The 20639-nt window shown below is 59.2% G+C and carries 14 protein-coding genes and 5 pseudogenes; 9 read left to right on the forward strand and 10 right to left on the reverse strand.

Annotation, left to right across the window (positions count from 1 at the left end; all coding sequences use genetic code 11):
• Positions 1-7 precede the first annotated feature (7 nt).
• From P6U27_RS30420 to tnpB (P6U27_RS30440), 5 genes are all read left to right on the forward strand, one after another.
• On the forward strand, positions 8-1045 hold the full coding sequence (locus P6U27_RS30420) for a pyridoxal-phosphate dependent enzyme (RefSeq protein ID WP_407193068.1): 1038 nt from the start codon (positions 8-10) through the stop codon (positions 1043-1045).
• Between the two features lie 11 nt (positions 1046-1056).
• A complete protein-coding gene (locus P6U27_RS30425) occupies positions 1057-2268 on the forward strand; it encodes an ATP-grasp domain-containing protein (protein ID WP_407193069.1) in 1212 nt (403 codons plus the stop codon).
• A complete protein-coding gene (locus tag P6U27_RS30430; protein WP_407193070.1) occupies positions 2201-3766 on the forward strand; it encodes a lyase family protein in 1566 nt (521 codons plus the stop codon). The genes P6U27_RS30425 and P6U27_RS30430 overlap by 68 nt, the downstream gene beginning before the upstream one ends.
• Before the next feature lie 1554 nt (positions 3767-5320).
• A complete protein-coding gene (gene tnpA / locus P6U27_RS30435; RefSeq protein ID WP_407193071.1) occupies positions 5321-5743 on the forward strand; it encodes an IS66-like element accessory protein TnpA in 423 nt (140 codons plus the stop codon).
• Positions 5744-5858: 115 nt separating this feature from the next.
• Positions 5859-6086 (forward strand): IS66 family insertion sequence element accessory protein TnpB, encoded by a 228-nt coding sequence (gene tnpB, locus P6U27_RS30440; protein ID WP_407193072.1) that lies wholly within the window; start codon positions 5859-5861, stop codon positions 6084-6086.
• 435 nt (positions 6087-6521) lie between these two features.
• On the opposite strand, the pseudogene P6U27_RS30445 reads toward tnpB (P6U27_RS30440), so the two are convergent.
• The 6 genes and pseudogenes from P6U27_RS30445 to tnpA (P6U27_RS30470) form a co-directional block, all read right to left on the reverse strand.
• Positions 6522-7561, reverse strand: a pseudogene (locus tag P6U27_RS30445) (IS110 family transposase).
• An 89-nt stretch (positions 7562-7650) separates the two neighbouring features.
• Positions 7651-8839: pseudogene (locus tag P6U27_RS30450) on the reverse strand (IS3 family transposase).
• 63 nt (positions 8840-8902) lie between these two features.
• Positions 8903-9097, reverse strand: a pseudogene (locus P6U27_RS30455) (IS110 family transposase); the annotation flags it as partial.
• 749 nt (positions 9098-9846) lie between these two features.
• Positions 9847-11476, reverse strand: a pseudogene (tnpC, locus tag P6U27_RS30460) (IS66 family transposase).
• 52 nt (positions 11477-11528) lie between these two features.
• The gene (gene tnpB / locus P6U27_RS30465) at positions 11529-11879 is read right to left on the reverse strand and encodes an IS66 family insertion sequence element accessory protein TnpB (RefSeq protein WP_122401294.1); all 351 of its coding nucleotides are present in this window, start codon (positions 11877-11879) and stop codon (positions 11529-11531) included.
• A complete protein-coding gene (tnpA, locus tag P6U27_RS30470; protein ID WP_407193073.1) occupies positions 11876-12337 on the reverse strand; it encodes an IS66-like element accessory protein TnpA in 462 nt (153 codons plus the stop codon). Before tnpA (P6U27_RS30470) ends, tnpB (P6U27_RS30465) begins: the two co-directional genes overlap by 4 nt.
• Before the next feature lie 510 nt (positions 12338-12847).
• Between tnpA (P6U27_RS30470) and P6U27_RS30475 the strand changes: the two genes are divergently transcribed.
• On the forward strand, positions 12848-13795 hold the full coding sequence (locus tag P6U27_RS30475; RefSeq protein WP_407193074.1) for an NAD(P)H-dependent flavin oxidoreductase: 948 nt from the start codon (positions 12848-12850) through the stop codon (positions 13793-13795).
• 794 nt (positions 13796-14589) lie between these two features.
• On the opposite strand, the gene P6U27_RS30480 is transcribed toward P6U27_RS30475, so the two are convergent.
• A complete protein-coding gene (locus P6U27_RS30480) occupies positions 14590-15957 on the reverse strand; it encodes an IS4 family transposase (protein ID WP_407193075.1) in 1368 nt (455 codons plus the stop codon).
• A gap of 95 nt (positions 15958-16052) precedes the next feature.
• On the opposite strand from P6U27_RS30480, the pseudogene P6U27_RS30485 reads away from it, so the two are divergent.
• The 3 genes and pseudogenes from P6U27_RS30485 to P6U27_RS30495 form a co-directional block, all read left to right on the forward strand.
• Positions 16053-16301: pseudogene (locus P6U27_RS30485) on the forward strand (transposase domain-containing protein); the annotation flags it as partial.
• A 158-nt stretch (positions 16302-16459) separates the two neighbouring features.
• Positions 16460-17611, forward strand: a complete 1152-nt coding sequence (locus tag P6U27_RS30490; RefSeq protein ID WP_407193076.1) for an IS4 family transposase — start codon at positions 16460-16462, stop codon at positions 17609-17611.
• A 17-nt stretch (positions 17612-17628) separates the two neighbouring features.
• The gene (locus P6U27_RS30495; protein ID WP_407193077.1) at positions 17629-17901 is read left to right on the forward strand and encodes a hypothetical protein; all 273 of its coding nucleotides are present in this window, start codon (positions 17629-17631) and stop codon (positions 17899-17901) included.
• A 178-nt stretch (positions 17902-18079) separates the two neighbouring features.
• Here P6U27_RS30495 and P6U27_RS30500 read toward each other — a convergent pair whose 3' ends face one another.
• From P6U27_RS30500 to P6U27_RS30510, 3 genes are read right to left on the reverse strand one after another with little or no spacing between them, the layout of a single operon-like run.
• Positions 18080-18364, reverse strand: a complete 285-nt coding sequence (locus P6U27_RS30500) for a hypothetical protein (protein WP_407193078.1) — start codon at positions 18362-18364, stop codon at positions 18080-18082.
• Between the two features lie 16 nt (positions 18365-18380).
• Positions 18381-18908, reverse strand: a complete 528-nt coding sequence (locus P6U27_RS30505; protein ID WP_407193079.1) for a hypothetical protein — start codon at positions 18906-18908, stop codon at positions 18381-18383.
• Positions 18890-20377, reverse strand: a complete 1488-nt coding sequence (locus tag P6U27_RS30510; protein WP_407193080.1) for a CoA-binding protein — start codon at positions 20375-20377, stop codon at positions 18890-18892. The genes P6U27_RS30505 and P6U27_RS30510 overlap by 19 nt, the downstream gene beginning before the upstream one ends.
• Positions 20378-20639: the final 262 nt, after the last annotated feature.

Raw genomic sequence — 20639 nt, forward strand, 5'->3', positions numbered from 1 at the left:
ATAGCCCATGGTGCACACGCTCTCCGACACCATCGATGCCCATGCGCCTCTCAAGATCGTTTCACTGCGGCCAGAAAACCTGGCCGCGATCGATTTCAGGATCATGAAGGTATTTCCTGCCTTCAACATCATCGAATCGGGCCTTCGCGATGGCACGATCGGCCCCAACACGACGATTGTCGAAACCTCTAGCGGAACGATGGCTCTCGGTCTCGCCATCGTTTGCATGCAGTTCTCGCTCAAGTTGCACATCTTCGGCGACCGCGCCATCGAGCCCCCCCTTAGACGCACGATCGAGGAGTTAGGCGCTGAAGTTCACCTCGTCGAGGCGACAGCGTCCGAGGCGAACGTCCAGCAGCTCCGTAAAAAGGCACTCCTCGACTTTATGGATCGGACCGGAGCTACCTGGTCACGACAGTACGACAACCTCGGCAACCATCTTTCGTATGCGCGCCCAGCTGAGCAAGCCATAAGGCACTTCGGGAAGATCGACATTCTGGTCGCAACCGTGGGCTCCGGAGGTTCATCCTGTGGCCTTGCCCGCTATTGCCGCGCATTCTTTCCCGAAATGAAACTCGTCGGGATCGACACCTTCGGTAGCGTGTTGTTCGGGCAACCGGCGGGCCGGCGTGATTTGCGGGGGCTCGGCAACAGCATTCTACCCGGCAACTTGTTCCACGACGCCTTTGATGAAATCCATTGGCTCGGCGCTAACGAAGCATATCAAGCTGCACACCGGCTCCATCGCGAGACTTCGTTAAGGCGTGGGCCGACGAGCGGGGCGGCCTATCTCGTCGCTAAGTGGTACGCCGAGCGCTTTACCAAAAGCAAGGTGCTCGCGGTCTTTCCAGACGATAGCAATCGCTACGAGCATAATGTTTACGATCCCGCGTGGATGTACGCCAACGGCTATCAGGCCGCACGCGCCGCGACCGAGCCTGTCCTTGTTCATCACCCGCTTCATGCTGATAGCGGCTGGTGCCGCTTCAACTGGAGCCGGCGCTCGTTGACCGAGGTGATGGGTGATCGACCTTCCCTCAATTGAAGTAGATACAAGTGACCAACCCAGCTGCGATCTTCATCGAATCCAACACCACAGGCTCGGGCGCCGACTTTATTCGGCGCGCACAAGGACTTAAGCTCGTTCCGATCCTTGTGACAGCCTCACCAGAGCGGTATCCCTTTCTGAGCCGCATTTCGGGCCTCGAACTACGTATATGCGATACATCTTCAGAAACCGCTGTTAGATCTGTGATCGACAGCATCGCCGCCACCACGCCGATCGCGCTGCTAACGACCTCAAGCGACTTCTACCTTTACACAGCAGCGCTGGAAGCTAGGCGGCTAGGGCTTCCCGGTCCGAATCCAAATGCGATCGCACTTTGTCGAGACAAGGACCGCCAGTCCGCAGCCCTGCGGGCGGCAGGTATCGGCGTGCCCTATAGCGCGACAGTGCGAGCGGAGTGCGATATCGGCAACGCGATCAAGCAAATCGGGTTACCTGCGGTAGCCAAACCGATCAGCGGGACCGGCAGCATCGGGGTCACCCTGGCGGACACCGAATCAGGCGCGAGTGATGCTTTGCGCAAGCTACTCCGGACCACGAATGACATGCGAGGCCGCCCTATCCAGCCTGGTGCTCTTCTTATGTCGTATGTCGCCGGCGAGGAGTATTCAGTCGAGATTCTCGATAGCAAGATTCTCGGGGTAACGCGCAAACACCTTGGTCCTTTGCCGCATTTCGTTGAAATCGGACATGATATACCAGCGTCGATCTCGCCCAGGTTGCGCGTGAAAATCGAAAATGAGGCGCTTCGTGCCATCCAAGTTCTCGGGCACGTGAAGGGACCAGCTCATGTCGAACTCCGGGTCGGCGAGGATTGTGTCACGATAATCGAGGTCAATCCACGCCTTGCTGGCGGTTCGATCCCCACCCTTTTTCGTTACACAACTGGTTTCGACCCGGTCCTCGCGGTCCTCCGTGCCCTGCTCGGAATGTCCTCGCCCGCTTTGACCGGAGACGCACACGGCTCGATACGATTCATTGTTCCGGAGCGTGACGGCTTCTTCGGCCTTCCTCCGAATTGCGAGCAGCTCGTCGATCGCTTCGGACTGACGGAGTTCGTACTGTACCAAACTCCACCATTACAGTTCAGGCGCTGTAACGATTTCCGCGACCGGATCGGTCACGTCATTGCAGTTGGCGACGACCCTTCTGCTGTTGCACGACGCGCCGAAGCTGCCGTCGCTTTCATCCTTGGCGCATGAGGAGATATCTTTGCAGACCACAGGCCGCATCAAATCGACTCTTCACCCTGAAGCCAGCGCCATCGTTTTCGACAGTGATCTACAGCGTGCAGCCAAGGACGAGCTACCCTTCTACGCCGATATCGATCGGGCCCAGGCCATCATGCTTGAACGAGCCGGATTGATCGACTGCGATCTCGCCCGAAAAGTGCTGACCGAGCTGGACAAATTGCAAGCTGAATCCTTTCAGAGCATTGCAGGTCGACCCGCCCCCCGCGGCTCCTATCTCGCTTATGAGGATCATCTCCGTTCAGTAATTGGCAACGAAGCCAGCAATTTACATCTTGGCCGGAGCCGAAACGATATCAATGCGACCCTGTTGAAACTAAAGCTGAGAACGCCGTATCAAGAACTGTCAGACGAACTACTAAAGCTTCTGCGACTGCTGTGCAGTCTGGCTCGGGAGCACCTTGAGACCGTCCTCCCGCTGCACACCCACCGTCAACCAGCATTGCCGTCCACTTTTGCACACCATCTGACGGCCTTCGCCAGCGCGCTCGCGCGCGATCTAGATGCGCTTCTGGCCGTGCATCCGATTCTCAATTTTTCCTGCCTCGGGGCCGGCGCGGGCGGCGGCTCGACCTTGCCCATCCTGCCGGAGTTGACGGCCAGGCTACTCGGCTTCTCAAGCCCGCCACTTAACTCCATCGACAGCGTGGCCTCTCGGGACCTGGTTCTTCGCCTGCTGGCAGCTTGCGCGATCCTAGGATCATCTCTAAGCCGCATCGCCGAGACGTTGCTGCTGTGGGTCGGCGATCAGGGATTGGCCGCTCTACCTGACGAACTAGTCGGATCTAGCTCCGCCATGCCTCACAAGCGCAATCCTTTCCTTCTCGAGCAAGTCCAAGGAAAAGCAGGCGCGATCCTTGGGTGTTTCGTGGCCGCAGTCACTGCAATGCATAGCACGCCCTTCACAAATTGTGTGGCGGTCGGAACGGAAGCTACGCGCAATCTCTGGCCTGGGATCGACCATTCAATTGGGGCGGCGCGCCTCATCCGCTTGTGTCTCTCGGGCTTGATCATCGCCGAAGACACAGCATCCGCAATGCTCGCAACGTCGTTCGTGAATGCCATGGAAACGGCGACTCGCCTCACCCTCGGCGGCGACCTCGATTTTCGTTCCGCCCATAATGAAGTCGGCCGGTTGGTTGCCAGAGCACTTGAGGGTGGTGCGCCGAACCTCTTGACGATCGGGCAACACGATCGGGCGCTCAACTCAGAGACCTCACCGCCCCCGGACGTCATCGCGCGAACGGCTCGGGCAGGGGGAGGACCCGCGCCGGATGCCACAGCGACATCGCTCGAGGAGCTGGAGAGCGGGATCGAACGAGCAGCCGCCGCTTTGGGTGAACTTAGCAAAGGCTGGAGCCGTGCTCAAGAAGAGCTTCGATCAGCCATCGCGAGTGTCAAAGGACCAAGACGAGAAGGACTCGATAGCGGAGAAGAAGCTCAAAAATGAGACCCGACATGCCACACTGCGCGAAGACATTCAAAAGCATTGGGCCGAGCGATCGGTCAAGTCAGTCAACGGTGAGCCGAGCAGCCTCTGAGCACTACATAAGCGCAACCACTGTGCCATGCTCAGCTCCTGCCCGCTCGGGGCTTTCACACCGACGCGGCCGGGGCAACACGGGCCGCTTGAATACTTACTGGTTCGCCAGCGGAGGCACTATGATAACGAGCTATCACTCGGAAGACTATTTATGACAAGGAACAATTCTCGTCCTCTTGGAATTCTCAACCTGGAAAGGGGGCCGGCACCCTCCCCCCGAGGCTCGGCTCGCTCCTTCACCCGTCAACATTTGCGTTTCCAATCATCTCGGAAACTGTCGAGGGAACGCTCTTGGTTCTGCTTCTATCAGAACGGTTCCTTGCGTTCCTGTTCCTTCCAGCCGAATATAAAGGTCGGGTTAGGCAGACTTTGCGTTTGATGAAAGAACAAGCCATTGACGTCCGTGGTGACCTGCGAAACCGACTTACGATATTTTTGTTGGCGAACCTGGCACGACACCGCAGCTGACGACTCGACCTCGACTTCTTGTTGTTCTCTCCTCTGGCGAAGCAATTGTAGTCGTCCCAGACGGATCGATCAGCTCTCTATAGGGATACGACCTGGGTAGAAAGTTGCCGGACGGCCCAATCGAAGGAGTGTCCGCGCTTGCTTACGCATTTGCGTGAACTACTGGCGAGCATGCTAGTATTGGCATCGAGCTTGGCCCGTAAAGCTTTGGTTCCCTGCGACCACCTTTGTCGATGCAACGGAACGATCTTCACTCCTTCGAATGACCGGAGCTAAATCGGGTGTGAATCGTATGGGCTTGCTTCCGAAGCGTTTGACAGTCTCACACCGAAGCTGCGTCCGGGTGGCGGAACGAGAGGCGTGTCGTCTGTTCGAGTTCGAACGTTTTTGTCGCGAAATCGAGAAGACGGCGAAGATGTGGATGGATCACCGAAGCTGATGCTGCACCAAGACGTTGGTGTCGTGACCGAATCTGGCTCACAATTACTTATTTCTCGTGCATCTCGAGAAATAACGTGTCTCGGCACATAAGGAGAAGGCTCCGGCTCCGCAGAAGCCGCAGGCCTGAAGCTCGGAAGATAAGAGACCGTCTTCTCTGGCGAAGAAGGACTGGGTGAACGCCAATATTACGCACGGATGTCCTAGATCATGCGGCCGCGGAAATGGCCGCCTGGCCGCTAGAAAAACGCTCCCATGCCAGCGCGCTCGCAATCCCGCTCCTGTCAGAAAGGAGCTGGCTCGCTATCAGGTCTTTGACATCCCGCGCGAACAGCTTTGTTCGCTTCCCGCTTGAATGCTGCGTCTGCAAACTCCTGCAGGATATCACCCAACCGTGCGAGCTTAACGCCATCCATCGTTCGCCAACCGAAAGTCTCGATCGTTTGGTATGTAGCGCAGCTTCGTTCGTAAGCGTAGCGACGAGACCCTTTGGATTGTTTGTGCGGAGTCTTGAGAGCACCGTTAGAAGAGTCATCTTCTGGAAGGGTGCTCACAATGGACGACCATTCTGACGACATAAGACGACCGTTGTCACCGCGTATTGAAGTGTTCGCAGGCGCAGGTCGCAAGCGCTGGCCGGATGATTTGAAGGCGCAGATTCCTGCGGAAAGCCTCGAGCCGGGGGCGATTGTCACAGACGTCGCCCGTCGCCATGGCTGCCGGCCCCAGCAAGTGCATGACTGGCGGCGCCGGGCGCGTTTGGGCCAGTTGGTATTGCCGGCGTCGGCGGACACGCTGTCGTTCGTGCCGGTGATGTCGGAATCGGCGTTGCCTGCGGCCGCAGACCCCTCCGGGTCGCCGGAAGCCGCCGTTGTGACGGTTGAGTTCCAGGGCGCGCGCGTGGAGGTGCGCGGGGCGCCTGGCCTTGCTGTATTGAGCGATGTGTTCATCGCGCTCCGACGGACACGTTCATGCTGACGCCACCCCCGAGCCTCATGATCTACGTGGCGACGCAACCTGTCGACTTCAGGAAGGGAGCGGAAGGCTTGGCGCTGCTGGCGAAGGAGACGCTGGGCCATGACCCGATGAAGGCGTGGCGGCGGTGTTCCGTGCGAAGCGCGCCGATCGGGTTAAGATCGTCTGGGACGGCAGCGGCCTTGTGATGTACTGGAAGCGGCTCGATGGCAGCGGCTTCAAATGGCCCCCCATCGTGGCCGGTGTGATGCGGATGAATGCGGCCCAGCTGTCAGCACTGGTGGCCGGCATGGATTGGACGCGCATGCACGCGCCTCGAACCCCGCAGCCGAAAGCGCTTGCGTAAAGATACAGATCTTCGCTGCATCGTGACGCGAAGCATGGCAAGCTCGGGCCAATGAGTGATTTGCCCGATGAGCTGCCGAGCGATCCCGCCGAGTTGCGTGCATTTGCCGCGGCTCTTCTGGATCGCTGCGCCCGGCTCGAGCGGGTTGTGACCTTGCCCCCATATGTGGAACGGCCCGCGTGGCAAGAGCTTTTTCAGTCGATTTCACACATAGGAACGGTGCGGTCATATGTCCGGCCTTTGCGCGCGGCACATGGCCGCTGGCCTCGATGAGATCCGCGGAAGAGGAGCTAAATCAAGTTTGCGCGTTTGAGCGCATTGGGGGCAGTAGCTTCACTCGTTTCGGGATGTCGTCCCATGGGTTCATCGGCTGTTGTTGCACCTTGCCCTCTGCCGGCCTGCGCCGGTCAGATCGCTTTGGCGGTCCTGTGTCTATCAGACGGCGGCCGCGGCAGTCAGCGGGTCGGGACGTCGGTACGTCCCGCCCTTGTTCAGAAGCGCCCAGATGATCCGCGCCGTCTTGTTGGCCTGCGCGACCGCGGCAACCTTGAAGGGCCGTCTGGCGAGAAGCGCCTTCAGCCACGGCCGCGCCCGAGCGTCGTTTCGGACAACCCGCAAGACGGCCGTCGCCCCGACAACGAGCAGAGAGCGGAGTTCCGGATTTCCCATCTTCGTATTCCTCCCAGTCGCTCTTTGCCTCCGCTTGAATGAGGCCGCGGCGTCAATCCCAGCCAGGCGGCAAAGTGGCGAGCCGACTTGAACCCGCCGGGATCCGGCACGAGCGCCTTGATGGTCGCTGCCGTGATGGCGCCGACGCCAGGTATCGTGGTCAACCGACGCATGTCCTCGTCGTGCTTGGTCTCCACAACAATCGCGCGCTCGAGTCTCTCGATTTGGTCGGCTGAAGCTTCAATCTCGTCGGCAATAGCCCTCAGCGCGAAGCGCGCTGCTGCGGGCAGGCGAGCATCTGTCTCATCCCGTACGATTGCGACCAGCGCCTCAATCTTTGCCAGGCCAGCGGTGGCGATGATGCCCAATTCGGCCAGATGCGCGCGCAACGCGTTGACCGCCTGCGTTCGCTGCCGCACTAGAAGAGCGCGGGCCTTCAGCACCATCGCGGCAGCCTGTTGCTCGGCCGTCTTGATCGGGACGAAGCGCATGGTCTTGCGGATCACCGCTTCGCTGATGGCCTCTGCGTCCGCCGCATCCGTTTTGCCTCGCTTTACGAAGGGTTTGACATAAGCCGGCGGAATGAGCCGCACCTCATGACCGAGAGCTGCGATCTCGCGCGCCCAATAGTGGGCGCTACCGCAGGCTTCCATTCCCACCAGGCATGGTGGCAGTTTCTCGAAGAAGCGCAGAACCTCGCTGCGCCGCAATTTCCTGTTGAACACGGGCGAGCCCCCCGCATCCGCGCCGTGAACTTGGAAGACGTGCTTGGCCAAATCTAACCCGATGGTGCTAACCTGTTTCACGGAACGGTCCCTCCTTTGTGGCGTTCGAACAACGACCACGTTCTAGCACTTTGATGCTGTTGGAGCGGGCCGTTCCACCACATCAAGTTTTATCCATTCCTGAGTTCGCCCCGGTCGTTGGATTTGTCCATTTGGGCGGTGGTAGCGACGGGAGCTGGCGCGGAGCCCTCAGCATAGCGCAGCGCCAGATCCCGTCGCGGGTTGCAGGTGATGGCGAACTCGGACGGCGTCCTCCATCCGAGCCGTGAGTGTGGTCGTGTGTCGTTGTAATCCGCGCGCCAGCATCCGAGCGCGACGCGGGCCTGGGCCAGCGAGGTGAACAACGTCTCGTTCAACAATTCATCCCGCAGCCGGCCGTTGAAGCTCTCGATGAAGGCGTTCTGCATGGGCTTGCCTGGCGCGATGTAGTGCCAAGCGACGCGGCTCTGATCGGCCCACGTCAGAATGGCGTTGCTGGTGAGTTCGGTGCCGTTGTCGCTAACCACCGTCTTGGGCTTGCCGCGCTCGGTGATCAGGCGGTCCAGTTCCCGCGCCACCCGGGCGCCCGAGAGCGAGGTATCGGCCACCAGCGCCAGACACTCGCGGGTGCAATCGTCGACCACGGTCAGAATGCGGAAGCGACGGCCGTTGGTGAGCTGATCCGACACGAAGTCGAGCGACCAACGATCGTTGGGGGCCATCGGCGCCATCATCGGTGCCCTGGTCCCAATTGCCCGCTTGCGGCCACTACGGCGCGTACCGCGAGCCTCTCTTCCCGGTAGAGCCGGAAGAGCTTCTTATGGTTGACCAGATAACCCTCCCGCTTGAGCAGCACGTGCAGGCGGCGGTAACCGAAACGGCGACGTTCCTGGGCGATCGCCCTCATGCGCTGGCGAAGGCCGGCATCATCTGCGCGGGTCGCCTTGTATCTCATCGTCATGCGGCAGCAGCCGATGGCTTTACACGCCCGCCGTTCGCTCATTCCGTAGACGTCCACGAGATGGGCGACAGCTTTCCGCTTGGCAGCGGGCATCACCATTTCTTTCCCAGGAGATCTTTCAAGGCCGCATTGTCCAGCATGGCGTCGGCCAAGAGCCGCTTCAGTCGTGTGTTCTCGTCCTCCAGGGTCTTCAGCCGCTTGGCCTCCGACACCTCCATCCCGCCGAATTTTGCCTTCCATTTGTAGATGCTGGCGTCACTGACGCCATGCTTGCGGCACAGATCGGCGACCGAAACGCCAGCTTCGTGCTCCTTCAAAATCCCGATGATCTGCTCTTCCGAAAAGCGGCTGCGCTTCATGCTCTGGTCCTTGTTGTGGGCCAGAGCGAACTTCAAGCTGGATTAAGCCCGTGGGGCAAGGTCAAACCGAACTTCCCCCTCCCGGCCTGCGTCCGCAATCGCGACGGCATTTCTCAGCTTGGCCACATCGATTCCGACGAATGCTTCCCTATAATCTGCCACGGCTCGTCCTCCTGTGATGAGGATCGGCTCGGTCCGCCCGAGCAACCCTCGGACGCGCAGTGTAGGGCGAGCCACCTCATCGGCAGACACGGACATACGGCCTTACCCTCCGTTAGGGCCCCACGCATGTGAAATCGCGATCTCTGATCCGCTGCGACAGCCAGGTTGTGTGGTCTTTCGAATCGCCTTCGCTTTATGACCGCCGATCCGACCTGGCCCCGCGCTGCTGGTCTCCTCAACCCGCCGCAGTCTAACCGGTTGGCAGTGCTAATGTGAGCGTCACGATAGTATCACCGGTGCCCGGGCTTGACTTGCGCGGAATGCTTTGGATAGCGCGGTCGGGATGATTGACGCCGCCGGCGCGCGGTGATGGGGTGACCCTGGTTCGGAGCGGGTAACGAGATCAGAATGACCAGCGAGTCGCAGCTGCGCGAGAAGCTTCGGAAGATCGAGGCCTTGTTCGCAGGTGCCGGAACTGCTGGTGAGCGCCTTGCGGCGGAAGCCGCGCTGCAGCGGGTGCGAGCTAGGGTCGAGGAACTCGCTCGCCACGATCCACCGATCGAACAGCAATTCTCACTTCCCGACCAATGGTCTCGGCATCTTTTTCTAGCGCTTTGCCGCCGATATGGGCTGCGGCCGTTTCGTTATCACCGGCAGCGACGCAACACGGTGATGGTCCGTGCATCACGAGGCTTCGTCGATCGAGTCCTGCTGCCGGGTTCACCGAGCTGGAGGGTGCGCTGCAAGTGTATCTGCACGAGGTGACGCTGCGCGTGATCCGCGAAGAGATCTACGACGACGCCAGCGATGCGCAGGAAGTTCCTGACGCCTTGCCGTCGAACTGATCAAGCGGCGAGCTTTGCCTCCGAACCGTCGCGTTCGGCCTTCCAATTCCACGGCAGCAGCGTGTTCAGCTGATTGATCTTGGTGCGTCCAGAGACGATGCGCTCGAGAACATCGGTCAGATAGTGCCGCGGGTCGATGTCTTGCAGCTTTGCCGAGTTGATGAGCGAGGCGAGAGAATGGCCCATGTCTCGGCGCCGCCTTCATTGCCGGCAAACAAGTAGTTCTTCTTTCCCAGGCCTATCGGCTTGATGCTGCGCTCGACCGTATTGCTGTCTATTTCGATGCGTCCGTCATCGATGAAGCGCGTCAGGCCGTCCCAATGGTTGAGGGTGTAGCGGATGGCTTTGCCCAGACCGGACTTCTTCCAGACTTCCAGCAGTCGCGCTTCGAGCCAGGGTTTGAAGTCCTCGATCAGCGGCTTGGTGTTGGTTTGCCGCACCGCAGCCCGATGCGCCGCTGGCAGACCGCGGATGCGATCCTCAATGGCGTAGAACATCGCGATCCGTTGCAGCGCTTCCGCGGCAATCGGCGACTTCGTCGCGACGTGAACGTCCCAGAACTTCCGCCGCGCATGCGCAAAGCAGAACGCGAGCTGCACCAGATGGCCGCCGTTCTTGATCAGGCCCTTGTAGGCGGCATAGCCGTCGACCTGCAGGATGCCGTGGTAGTCCCCGAACAGCTTCTTGGCGCGGATCGCCTTGCGATCCTCGGCAAACATGTAGACCAACGCCGGCGGCGCCGGGCCACCCCACGGACGGTCATCGTGGCGATCGCCCAGAACTGGCAGACTTTGGTCCGGCCACGGCCGGGATCGAGAACCGGCAGCGGCCTCTCGTCGGCAAACAGCCGCGGGTAGGACATCACTGTGTCGCGCAACAACGTGTGAAGCGGCTTCAGCCACCAGGCGGCGCGGCCCATCCACGAGGCCAGCGTTTGCCGGTCGAGCGTGATGCCTTGGGCGGCAAACATCTGTTCCTGGCGATACAGCGGCAGCTGGTACCCGTATTTCATCACCGCGATGTGGGCCAGCAACGCTTCCGTCACCATCCCACCGTCGATCGCCTGGGCCGGCGCGGGTGCCTGCAGGACACCCTGGCGGCATCCCCGGCAGCCGTACCGCGGGCGCACAATGCGCTTGACCCGGTACTGCATCGGAATGACGTCGAAGGCTTCCTTGACGGTCTCCCCGATCTTGTGCAGCTGCTCGCCGCAGCAGGGGCAGATCTGGCTCTCCATATCGATCACGACATCGATGCGCGGCAAATGCTCCGGAAGCTTCCCACGGTTGCGTCGCGCCGGTCGCTTTCCACGGTCCTCCGCTCCGTCGGGCAGCCTGCCTCCGGTCACGTCGTCGTTGGCGGCGGCACGAACCGCCTGTGCCGTGATGGTGAAGAGAGACAGCTGTCCGAGATCCAGTGTCTCGGAGCGGGGACCGAAGATCGTGCGCTTGTACTGGGACAGGATCATCAGGAGCTTGTCGTTCTCCTGGATCGCAGCGTCGCGTTGGGCGATTGCCGCATCACGCTCGGCCGAAAGCGAGCTGCATTCCGCCGACAACGCCGCAAGCCGTGACGATAGCACTATCACGGTTTGACGGAGCAATGCTGGATCGAAAGGCAAATCACTCATGCAGAGTGATTCTACAACAACTCCGCATGAGTGACGAACGACTTAATAAGGATCAACCAGCTCGTAGTGGCTGATCCACAACTCGCATCGGCAGACGCTTCCAGTCCGAGCCATCGAGCAGCACCGAGAGCTGAGCATGAGATAGCGGCATGACGCCTCCCTTGATCGGCGGCCAGGTGAACTGTCCCTCGATTCTTTTGTAGTAAAGGACAAGGCCGCTCCCATCCCAGGTCAGGATCTTCACGCGATCTCGGCGCTTGGAGCGGAAGACATAAAGTCCGCCGTCGAACGGATCGGCTCCAAAGGCCTCGCTCACCAGCATCGCCAATGAGTCCATGCCGCGGCGGAAATCGACCGGCTGCGTCGCAATCCAGATCGACAACCCAGATCGAAGCCCGATCATCGACCAATCGCCCCGACTGCCGCCAGCACCTCGCACAGTGCCCGCCGGTCGATTGTCCCCCTGACACGGATCCGAACCGCGCCGACCTCGATCTCGATCGCCGCCTGCTCCCCACTCGGCAATTTGCTCCCGCAGCCGATGATCGCGGCCGGCACAAAGCCAAGTAGCATGCCTCTGTCCCCGCGCTCCGCGACTTGCGCCTGCGTTGCCTGGCGACGCCAGAGAAACAACAGGCTTGGACTGATATCGTGCCGCCGCGCCACCGCGGACACGCTCGCCCCCGGCGCAAAACTCTCCGCAACAATCGCCGCCTTCGCGTCGGTCGACCAGCGCCGACGCCGGCCCGTCCCCGTGATGATCTCGATGCGCTGCAGCGTGTCGGCGCCGTCTTCAAGGATAGACGTATGCCTATCCTTATCGCTATCCTTACGACTATCCTTACGACTATCCTTGGACATTGTGACCCCGCGACAAACCATTCCGCGAGATATTCTTAGCCGACCAGATCAGCCCTCAGTGCGTGGTCCCTGGATGACGCTCACGTGCTAATCACGACCTCAAACTGTCTTGCCGCCCGATTGGAGGGCATCCTGCCCTCAATCGCGGCCACGACGTGCTTGCGGAGATCCGGCTACTGGCACAGTCCGCGGTCTGGTCAACTCCCAATGTCGATAATTGAGCGGATTGCACGGAGGTGCCATGTATTCGGACGAGCGTCAGGTTGACCAAAACCGGGTTGGAGGAGTTCGCGATGCAAATCGATAAGCTTTAGGTGTCCGCTGGACCAGCAGCACGATCGGCGCCCGCGCTTGCGTCGAACTCGTCATTCATTTAGCGCGATTGCGATCCACGCTTCGCCGATGTTGCAGCTTGAGGCAGTGTGATGGACGCCGGGCCATTTGCTGCGCAAAGGAACTAGATCAAGGGAGTGGCTAACTGTGAATACAAATGTTGAGAGTGGCAGATGGATGCGTGCTATTCTTGGCCGATTGACCTTACCTTTGATCGTCGCACCAATGGCTGGTGTTTCTGGGGTGGAATTGGTGACCACTGTCTGCCGGTCAGGAGCGATCGGTGCGTTTCCCACAACCAATGCCCGAACGGTTGAGGAGCTCGATCACTGGCTCGTTCGGATTGAACAAGACTTAGCCAACCTAGATCGGCCCGTCGCGCCGTACTGCCCAACGCTAATGATGCGTCACCGACGGTTCAAGGATGATCTGGCTTGTCTAATGCGTCACAAGGTGGAGATTGTCATAACTAGCGTCGGGTCGCCGGCGCAAGCAGTCCATACCTTGCATGAAATCGGCTGTCTTGTGTTCGCCGACATCGCCTCGCTGCGCCACGCGGAAAAGGCGATCGAGGCCGGTGCAGACGGTTTGATTTTGCTCTCCGCTGGCGCGGGAGGGCATACCGGATGGGCGAATCCATTTGCTTTTGTTCGCTCGGTCCGCGCGATATTTGATGGTCCGATTGTTCTTGCGGGCGGAATCACAAACGGCGTTTCGCTAGCGGCAGCTCGCGTGCTCGGGTGCGAGCTTGCTTGCATGGGTACTCGCTTCATAGCCACTTGGGAAAGCATGGCGAGTGACTCCTATCGTCAGATGTTAGTGAACAGCACTCTTGACGACATAGTCTTAACGAGCGCGTTTTGGGGACTTCCTGCGAACGTGTTGCGGAGTTCAATAGTGGCGGCCGGTCTTGACGCCGCCAAACTTGAGGACTCAGTATACAACGCTACGCTGAATGCAGCCAGTAAGAGTTCTAGTGAAGGACCGCCCCAATGGAGCAACATTTTCTGTGCTGGTCACTCAGTGTCAGGTGTCAGCTCAGTCGCCGGTGCAGGCGAGCTTGTCAAAGAAATCGCCGGAGAGTACGAAGAGGCGTTAGCCAATGTCGTTCGAGCTCGTGGCTAGCCCAGCTGACTCCGCTGCTCGGCTGATTGAACTTCAAGAGAGTGGTGGTGCAGACGAAAGTTACAACCCCGGAGACTCACCCTTGCAATGTCGAGAATTGGAAAACTAGCCAAATGAATGCACAACAGGATAAGAGGTGAACAACTATCCTCTTGATATGCGCGAGTTTCGTATGAAGGTTCTCTTAATGTGACTTAAAGGCGACATCAAACGGTACTCCCGCAAGATGTGCGCCTCCTAAGTGGGTGAAGTCCAAAGGTGCCGCTACGAGCGCGATCAGGTTCGCTGGCCTTAATGTGATGGGTATCCGATGAGAAACGTGATTGCCCGCAGCCAGATGTCGCGGCAGGTGTGCTTTGGACCTGTCTACGGGAAACAGGTTGATCTGAACTTGAGAAGGAAAAAGCGGAACTGTTGGCAAGCACGTCGTCGACAAAGCTCAGTGAGCGGCTTGGATATGAGTGCACCATCGCCACAGCTCTGTCGGCGAGCCGCTCCTTGCGGAGTAAGCTCCTTCTCGGACTAAAGGCGGTAGATCTGGCTAATACGTGTGTGGGCAACACGCACCGCCCAGGCCTTCATCGGAGACCATCGGGTTGATGCCCTGAGAACGACGTTGGCAGCTTCGAACAAGGTTGTGCGCGTCTCTCCATCTGCGACTTTTGTGATCCGTCCCACCCGATCAACCTCGATTGGTATCGACGGGGCATTAACCCGAGATAGGCGCCGACAGATTGGGAATGCAGGAATCGCCTGGGATCGTCCACAGTGTATTCCTCCGTTGAGGCTTTCAATTACCCACATCGTCGACGAGTTCTGATTGAGAGGCCGAAGGCGATGTCATTGAGGCGTGTTAGGCCTCGCCACACCACCATGTTTCCTGGCGGCGGATCGTGGTTGCGCGCGAGGTAGCCGCCCAGCATGGCAATCTGGAGCAAGTAGGTGGCGAGGGTCTTGCGCAAGATGCGCGGCTTGGACCGCGCCGCGTCGATGGCATCTAGCGTCGCGATTTCGGTTGAGGTGAGGACTGTCTCCGGCGCAGCGTCGGGCTTCGCTCGTGCGGACATGGTGAGGAAGAAGATGCGCCAGCTGACCATCGCGATGAGGGCGAGGAACTTGGTCAGCCGCTCGGCGGTCTCAAGCCTCGTCTCTTCGGCGCGGCAGCCAGACTTCATTACCTTGTGAAACACCTCTGCTTTCCAGCGCAAGGCGTACCATTCGAGCTTCTCGATGGCCATGGTGAAATCTCCGACCGGCAGATTGGTCACCAGCTTCCAGTCGATCGGCGGACGGCCCGCCGGCGGGTCGATCTCAAGGGCGTGAATGTAGGTGAGAAGCTGAGGACTGTATCGCTTCTGCTTGCCTATGGGCGGCAAGGTTTGGATTGCGGCGAACTTCACGTGCACGCACGCCGTCTCATCCTGTCCTATCGCGACGTAATGGCGTCCCGCCCAAGGCGTGGCCGAGAGCTGGGCGAAGACCCTATGAGCTCCATCCCGTGGCTCTGCGTCGGCGGGCGCGCCGGCCAATCGGTTGGTCTGCACTCGCACCAGAAAGCGCGTGCCGAGATCCTGCGCCAGGCAAAAGAGCTCGTAGATGTCGCTCTCGCGGTCGGCCACATGCACGCAGCGTTCCGGCGTGCCCACGAGCGCCATCGACTGGCGCAGGTTCTCCAGCCAGCGATAGCTTTCCTTCGTCTCGATCGGTACCCGCGTGGGGTTCACATGCCGCTTGAGCGTCCAGGTCCCCTTGAACTTCGTGCGTGTCCAGAACTTCGCTGCCGTCAGCCCGAGCGGCGTGCCGCCGAGGGTTACGGCCAGGCTCGAATGCATCAGCACTCCGCACAAAGTCACCACGTTGGGCTGACCCGCCTTGTAACGTCCGGCGTTGATGGTCTTGGTGAAGCCGATCTTACCCGGCTGCGCACGGCTGTAGATGAACTCGGTGGTATCCTGCAGAATGAGGATTGGTCCTTCGCTCGCCGCGCAGCGCATGGCGGTCGCGGCAAAATGGCCGGCCAGCATCCCATGCTCGGTAACGCGCGGATTATCGAAGAAGCGATAGGCCGCCTTCGTCGCCGCCCAGTCGCCGCACGCGGCCGGGACCGGTTGGCCAGGTGCCGCCGACATCTGATCAAGCAGGCGGACAAATCGGCGCGCCAATCGCTTGTCCGGCAGCGTTCGGCCCGGCAAAGCCGCGCGGTGTCACGTGGAAGGGCGCTGGCGGCTGGGTGATCCTCTCGCAATCCCGGCACGGCAATGCAGCGGAGCGGGCGCTGCGCGGCTTTGCCCTGGGCCGCAAGTCATGGCTCTTCGCCGGCTCCGAACGTGGTGCCGAGCGCGCCGCCACCATGGCGACGCTCATCATGACGGCAAAGCTCAATGACCTCGATCCGCAAGCCTGGCTGGCGGACGTCTTGGCCCGCATCGCAAGCACACCGCAAGGTCGGCTCAATGAGCTGCTGCCTTGGGAATGGAAGAGAACCCCCGTTCAGTCTGCGGCCTGATCGGGCCACCGCACAACGCGATGATCCCGCGGCCCTCACCGGCTTTCAATTACCCATAACTTTGACGACTCGGGCTGATCCGCTGATCGGCGAAATCTTGAATCGAAAGAATCACTTGTGATTCCTTGCTGAGCACCTGATTCGCGAGGGGGTGCTCTATGGGGCTGACATTAAGGGATCGATCGGCAAAAGGCTGTTTGCGGTCCTTGGAAGGCGAATGTTGGATTGATCGAGAGAGTAGTGGATGCGAGTTTAGGGACGCGCGGCTCGGCGACAGATTCCGCAAACTGCTCACACAGATTGGAAGCGCCATGGGACAAAGCATTCCGCTCGTCTGCCAGGATTGGGCGAATACCAAGGCAGCCTACCGCTTCTTCTCTAACGACCGGGTCAGCGAAGTGGACATTCTGGCGGGCCATTTCCAATCGACACGTGATCGTGCCGCCGCCACTGAAGGTCTCGTTCTTGTGCTGCACGACACGACCGAATTTAGCTATCAACGCGAGAAGTCAGAAGCGATCGGCATCACCAAGAGCATAAACAGTGGACGGGATAAGGCAGGTCGCCTCAGATCGCACACGGTTTGCGGCATCCTGATGCATTCGAGCCTCGCGGTTACAATCGAATGTGTGCCGCTGGGGTTGGCGGCCGTCAAGTTCTGGACCCGGAAGAAATTCAAGGGAACAGCAGCGCTTAAAAAGAAGATCAATCCGACCCGGATTCCCATCGAGAAAAAGGAAAGCGTCCGGTGGTTGGAAAATCTCAAGCAGTCTACGCAACTCTTGGATCATCCGGGACGATGCATCCATATCGGTGATCGCGAGAGTGACATCTACGAGCTTTTCTGCGCAGCGCAGGAGACCGGAACTCATTTCCTGATCAGGACCTGCGTCGACCGCTTAGCTGGAGACGGGGATCACACGATCGCCGACGAAATGGACGAGGTCGCCGTCAAAGGGCTCCATCGCATCGAAGTCAGAGACAGCAACGGCGATTCCGACCAGGCCGTTCTTGAGATCAGGTATCGCAAGATTCGAGTCCTGCCGCCGATTGGAAAGCAGAAGCGCTATCCCGCTCTGACCCTGACGGTGATCCATGCCGAAGAGCGTGGGACGCCGAAAAACAGAAAGAAGATCGATTGGAAGCTGATCACCGACCTGCCTGTTGGTTCCCGCGCCGGCGCCATTGAGAAGCTCGAATGGTATGCTTTGAGATGGAAGATCGAGGTGTTCCACAAGATCCTCAAATCGGGCTGCAAAGCTGAGGAGTCGAAGCTCAGGACCGCCCAGCGTCTGACCAATCTGACCTGACTTGGCGGGTCTTCTGAATGACGATGCTCAACCGCTCCGTCCCAGACGCGCCGCCAACCCTCGCGTTGACTGCGACTGAAATCGGCGTGCTCGATCGCCTCGTCAACGACAAACCAAAAGGAAGCCAGAAAACGCTCTCGCACTATCTGATCAAGATCGCCCGGCTCGGCGGTTATCTCGCCCGCGCCAGCGATCCGCCGCCCGGTAATACCGTCATGTGGCGCGGGCTGTCACGCCTCACCGACATCTCGCTGGGCGCCATGGTCGGAGCAGAATTTGTGGGTAATTGAAAGCCTCACCGGACGGTTACTCCACAGTGGAGCGGAAGGTCAACGCAGAGACCGGGCCGACCCCCGGGCATCGTCATCAAAAGCCGACAAGCTGGGTCACTGCGCACGGCCTTTAGAACCAGACGATGCGGTCGGGCGTACTCCCGCATCGGCGCTTCGCTTCCCGCAAGCAGCGAATTCATGATCGCCTCCAGTAAGGCGTCATCGCTGACCAACTCACGAACTCCCTCGCGAACAGAGTCCGCGAGAAGATTCCGACTTTGTGACCGAGCGGACGCAGAAGTCCGCGGATGACTTGCTCTGCGGCAGCGATGGAGCGGATGATATGCTTGCGAGCCGCGGCCAGCGTCCGCGCCCTTTGGCTGCCGATGCTCTTGACGTGAACAGGCTTGAACCTTGAACATCCCGTTCTCACCACCTGGGCGATCCCACGGGCGTCATTCCGGTCGGTCTTCACTGGCATGGCCGAAAGTGCCGCCTTAACCTGGCGGGCTTCCAAACTGACAGCCGGCAGCCCCCAGTTCGATTAGATTTGCGGTCAGCCATTCTGACATCGGTCCTGCTTCAAGGCCCACCCCTTCAACTTGACCAGCCCATGGTTTGAGGTACTGCACAATGGATGGCGCGTCCGCCAACGTGGTTCCCTCCCGGATAAGCTTTCCGGTCTCGTCCACCGCATATACCGCAACGGAATTCAGCGAAACATCGAGGCCGACGTAGATCATGGCTTCTCTCCTTTCCGGATTGAGTTGGTCCATGATCGTCAGCAAAAACGTGCCGCGCGGCAAATCGGTCAGGCGATCGGGACCGAATACCCCATCTCTTCCTTGAAACACATCTTCATCTGTTCCCCTTCTTTGCGCCGGACTGTCGCCTTCTTCTGGGACATCCTTAGGCAGGTAAGTAGTAGGTGGCCCCTCGCTGTGACACCGCCAAATTCTCGATGTCACCCCTAACAGCGCCGGTAACTCGTCAACAAAGCTGGTTCCTAAGTTGACGTATGCCACTCGATCACCTTGTCCAGAGCTCGGACCGAGACTCCCGTGCCTTGCAGAAGTGGTCGGCCGGCGAACATGGGTGGGACTCCATCAACTTCCTTATCCCAATAGACTCCGCTCATCTGCGAGACTGCGACAACAACAATCTGAGGATGTTCGGCCTCGAGCGCTTTAAGAGCCATGCCGACTTCTGATTCGTCATCGATGCTCATCGGCAAATCCTTCCCCCATAGGAGGATGTCAAACTCACCGCTATCTCCGAGCGTCTGCATGCACCTGCTCAGGACCCCGGTATTGAAGGCACTCTGGGCGCTCAGATCCAGAGGGTTGAAGCTGTTCGCGAATGAAGGAAGAATGGCGGCCAATCGTTTGCACAACCGATCGGAGAACGAAACAAGGTTTAAGCTCCGCGTAGACAAAATCAGATCGGCCATGATATTTCCCATGCCACCGGAAAAGCTCGCAAAGGCAACGCGATTACCCCGCGGTCGACAGAACGCTTTGAAAGCGAGGACGGTTTCGATCAGGTCCTCAGCCGAATCCACAGTGATCACACCCAATTCTTTGAGGAACTGGATCTCCGTCTCATAGCTGTTCGCGGCTTGGGTTGCCGTGTGTCGGCTGATTCCCTTGCGCACCTCAAGATGGGCGCCAACGCGCAACATGATGATCGGCTTGCCTCGTTCCCGCGCGCGCGTGCAGGCAGCTGCGAAATTCTCCGGATCCTTTAGCCCCTCGGAATAACTCACAATGACTTCTGTTTGTGGATCGGTAGCGAAGAAGCTGATTACTTCGGCTGTCGTGACGGTGACTTCGTTACCGGTCAGAGCAATTTTTCCTATCCCGACACCTCTGCCGATTAGAGGATGCATAATTGTGAACATCTGACCGCTCTGGAAAACGCAACTCACGCCCCCCGGAACGATTTTAGGTATCCTGCTATCGCCGATGGCAACCATTGGCCGGTGCAGATTGATGACTCCGAGGGTGTTAGGCCCGACAACGGTTGTTGTCGGCGAGCGCTTTGCCCAGCGCTCAATTTGCTGCTGTCTTGCGCGGCCCTCCTCAGTGTCGAGTTCAGCGAAGCCGCTTGATATGATCTGCACCGCGCCCACCGACCTGAGCTTGCATTCCTGCAAAACAGCCAGAATGTTCTCAGCCGGAACACATAGAACGGCAAGGTCAACTTGGAACGGAACGTCTGAGATGGACCTGTAACACTTTACACCGTCGACCGCACTATATTTCGGGTTGACCGCAGCGATACTGCCATTGAAGCCGCACGACCTGATGTTGTTAAGAATGCATTTCGCGAAGCTCGGTTTCGGCGACGCGCCTACCACGGCGATTCCCTGTGGCTCGAAAAGCGATCGGAGATTGCGATCGCCTTTGATCATCTCCAATTTGCCCAAATCAGGGTGATGAGCGTCAGCCGTGCTCAGTCCAAGTACTGTTGTCTTTTCACTAGGCTTAAACATGTAATTCCTCGGGCTGTCGAGCTGAAAGGGGGTTGCCACAATTTTCAAGTCTCGTGCCAGGCCGCGCGAGTACCATAATCGCACGTCGGATCGTCATGAGCGGTTGGATAGTTGTGATGCGTCACCGGGGCCCGCAATCTTATTCATTTGGAAATCTTCCACTGGGGGCCGCAACATCGCCGCATGTAAGGGCAAGAAAGCGTCCTTCGTCTTCTGCATCTACGCACCGTTTCTAACTCTGTGAGTGCTCTTCCAAGAGCAA

This window comes from Bradyrhizobium sp. STM 3566, assembly GCF_045571445.1.
GTDB classification, from domain to species: domain Bacteria; phylum Pseudomonadota; class Alphaproteobacteria; order Rhizobiales; family Xanthobacteraceae; genus Bradyrhizobium; species Bradyrhizobium vignae.

Coding starts and splice junctions, on each gene's coding strand:
- P6U27_RS30510 (WP_407193080.1), bottom strand. CDS start 20,377: ATGTTTAAGCCTAGTGAAAAGACAACAGTACTTGGACTGAGCACGGCT.
- P6U27_RS30475 (WP_407193074.1), top strand. CDS start 12,848: ATGCGTGCTATTCTTGGCCGATTGACCTTACCTTTGATCGTCGCACCA.
- P6U27_RS30490 (WP_407193076.1), top strand. CDS start 16,460: ATGGGGCTGACATTAAGGGATCGATCGGCAAAAGGCTGTTTGCGGTCC.
- tnpA (WP_407193073.1), bottom strand. CDS start 12,337: ATGTCCAAGGATAGTCGTAAGGATAGTCGTAAGGATAGCGATAAGGAT.
- P6U27_RS30495 (WP_407193077.1), top strand. CDS start 17,629: ATGACGATGCTCAACCGCTCCGTCCCAGACGCGCCGCCAACCCTCGCG.
- P6U27_RS30500 (WP_407193078.1), bottom strand. CDS start 18,364: ATGCCAGTGAAGACCGACCGGAATGACGCCCGTGGGATCGCCCAGGTG.
- tnpA (WP_407193071.1), top strand. CDS start 5,321: ATGGACGACCATTCTGACGACATAAGACGACCGTTGTCACCGCGTATT.
- P6U27_RS30420 (WP_407193068.1), top strand. CDS start 8: ATGGTGCACACGCTCTCCGACACCATCGATGCCCATGCGCCTCTCAAG.
- tnpB (WP_122401294.1), bottom strand. CDS start 11,879: ATGATCGGGCTTCGATCTGGGTTGTCGATCTGGATTGCGACGCAGCCG.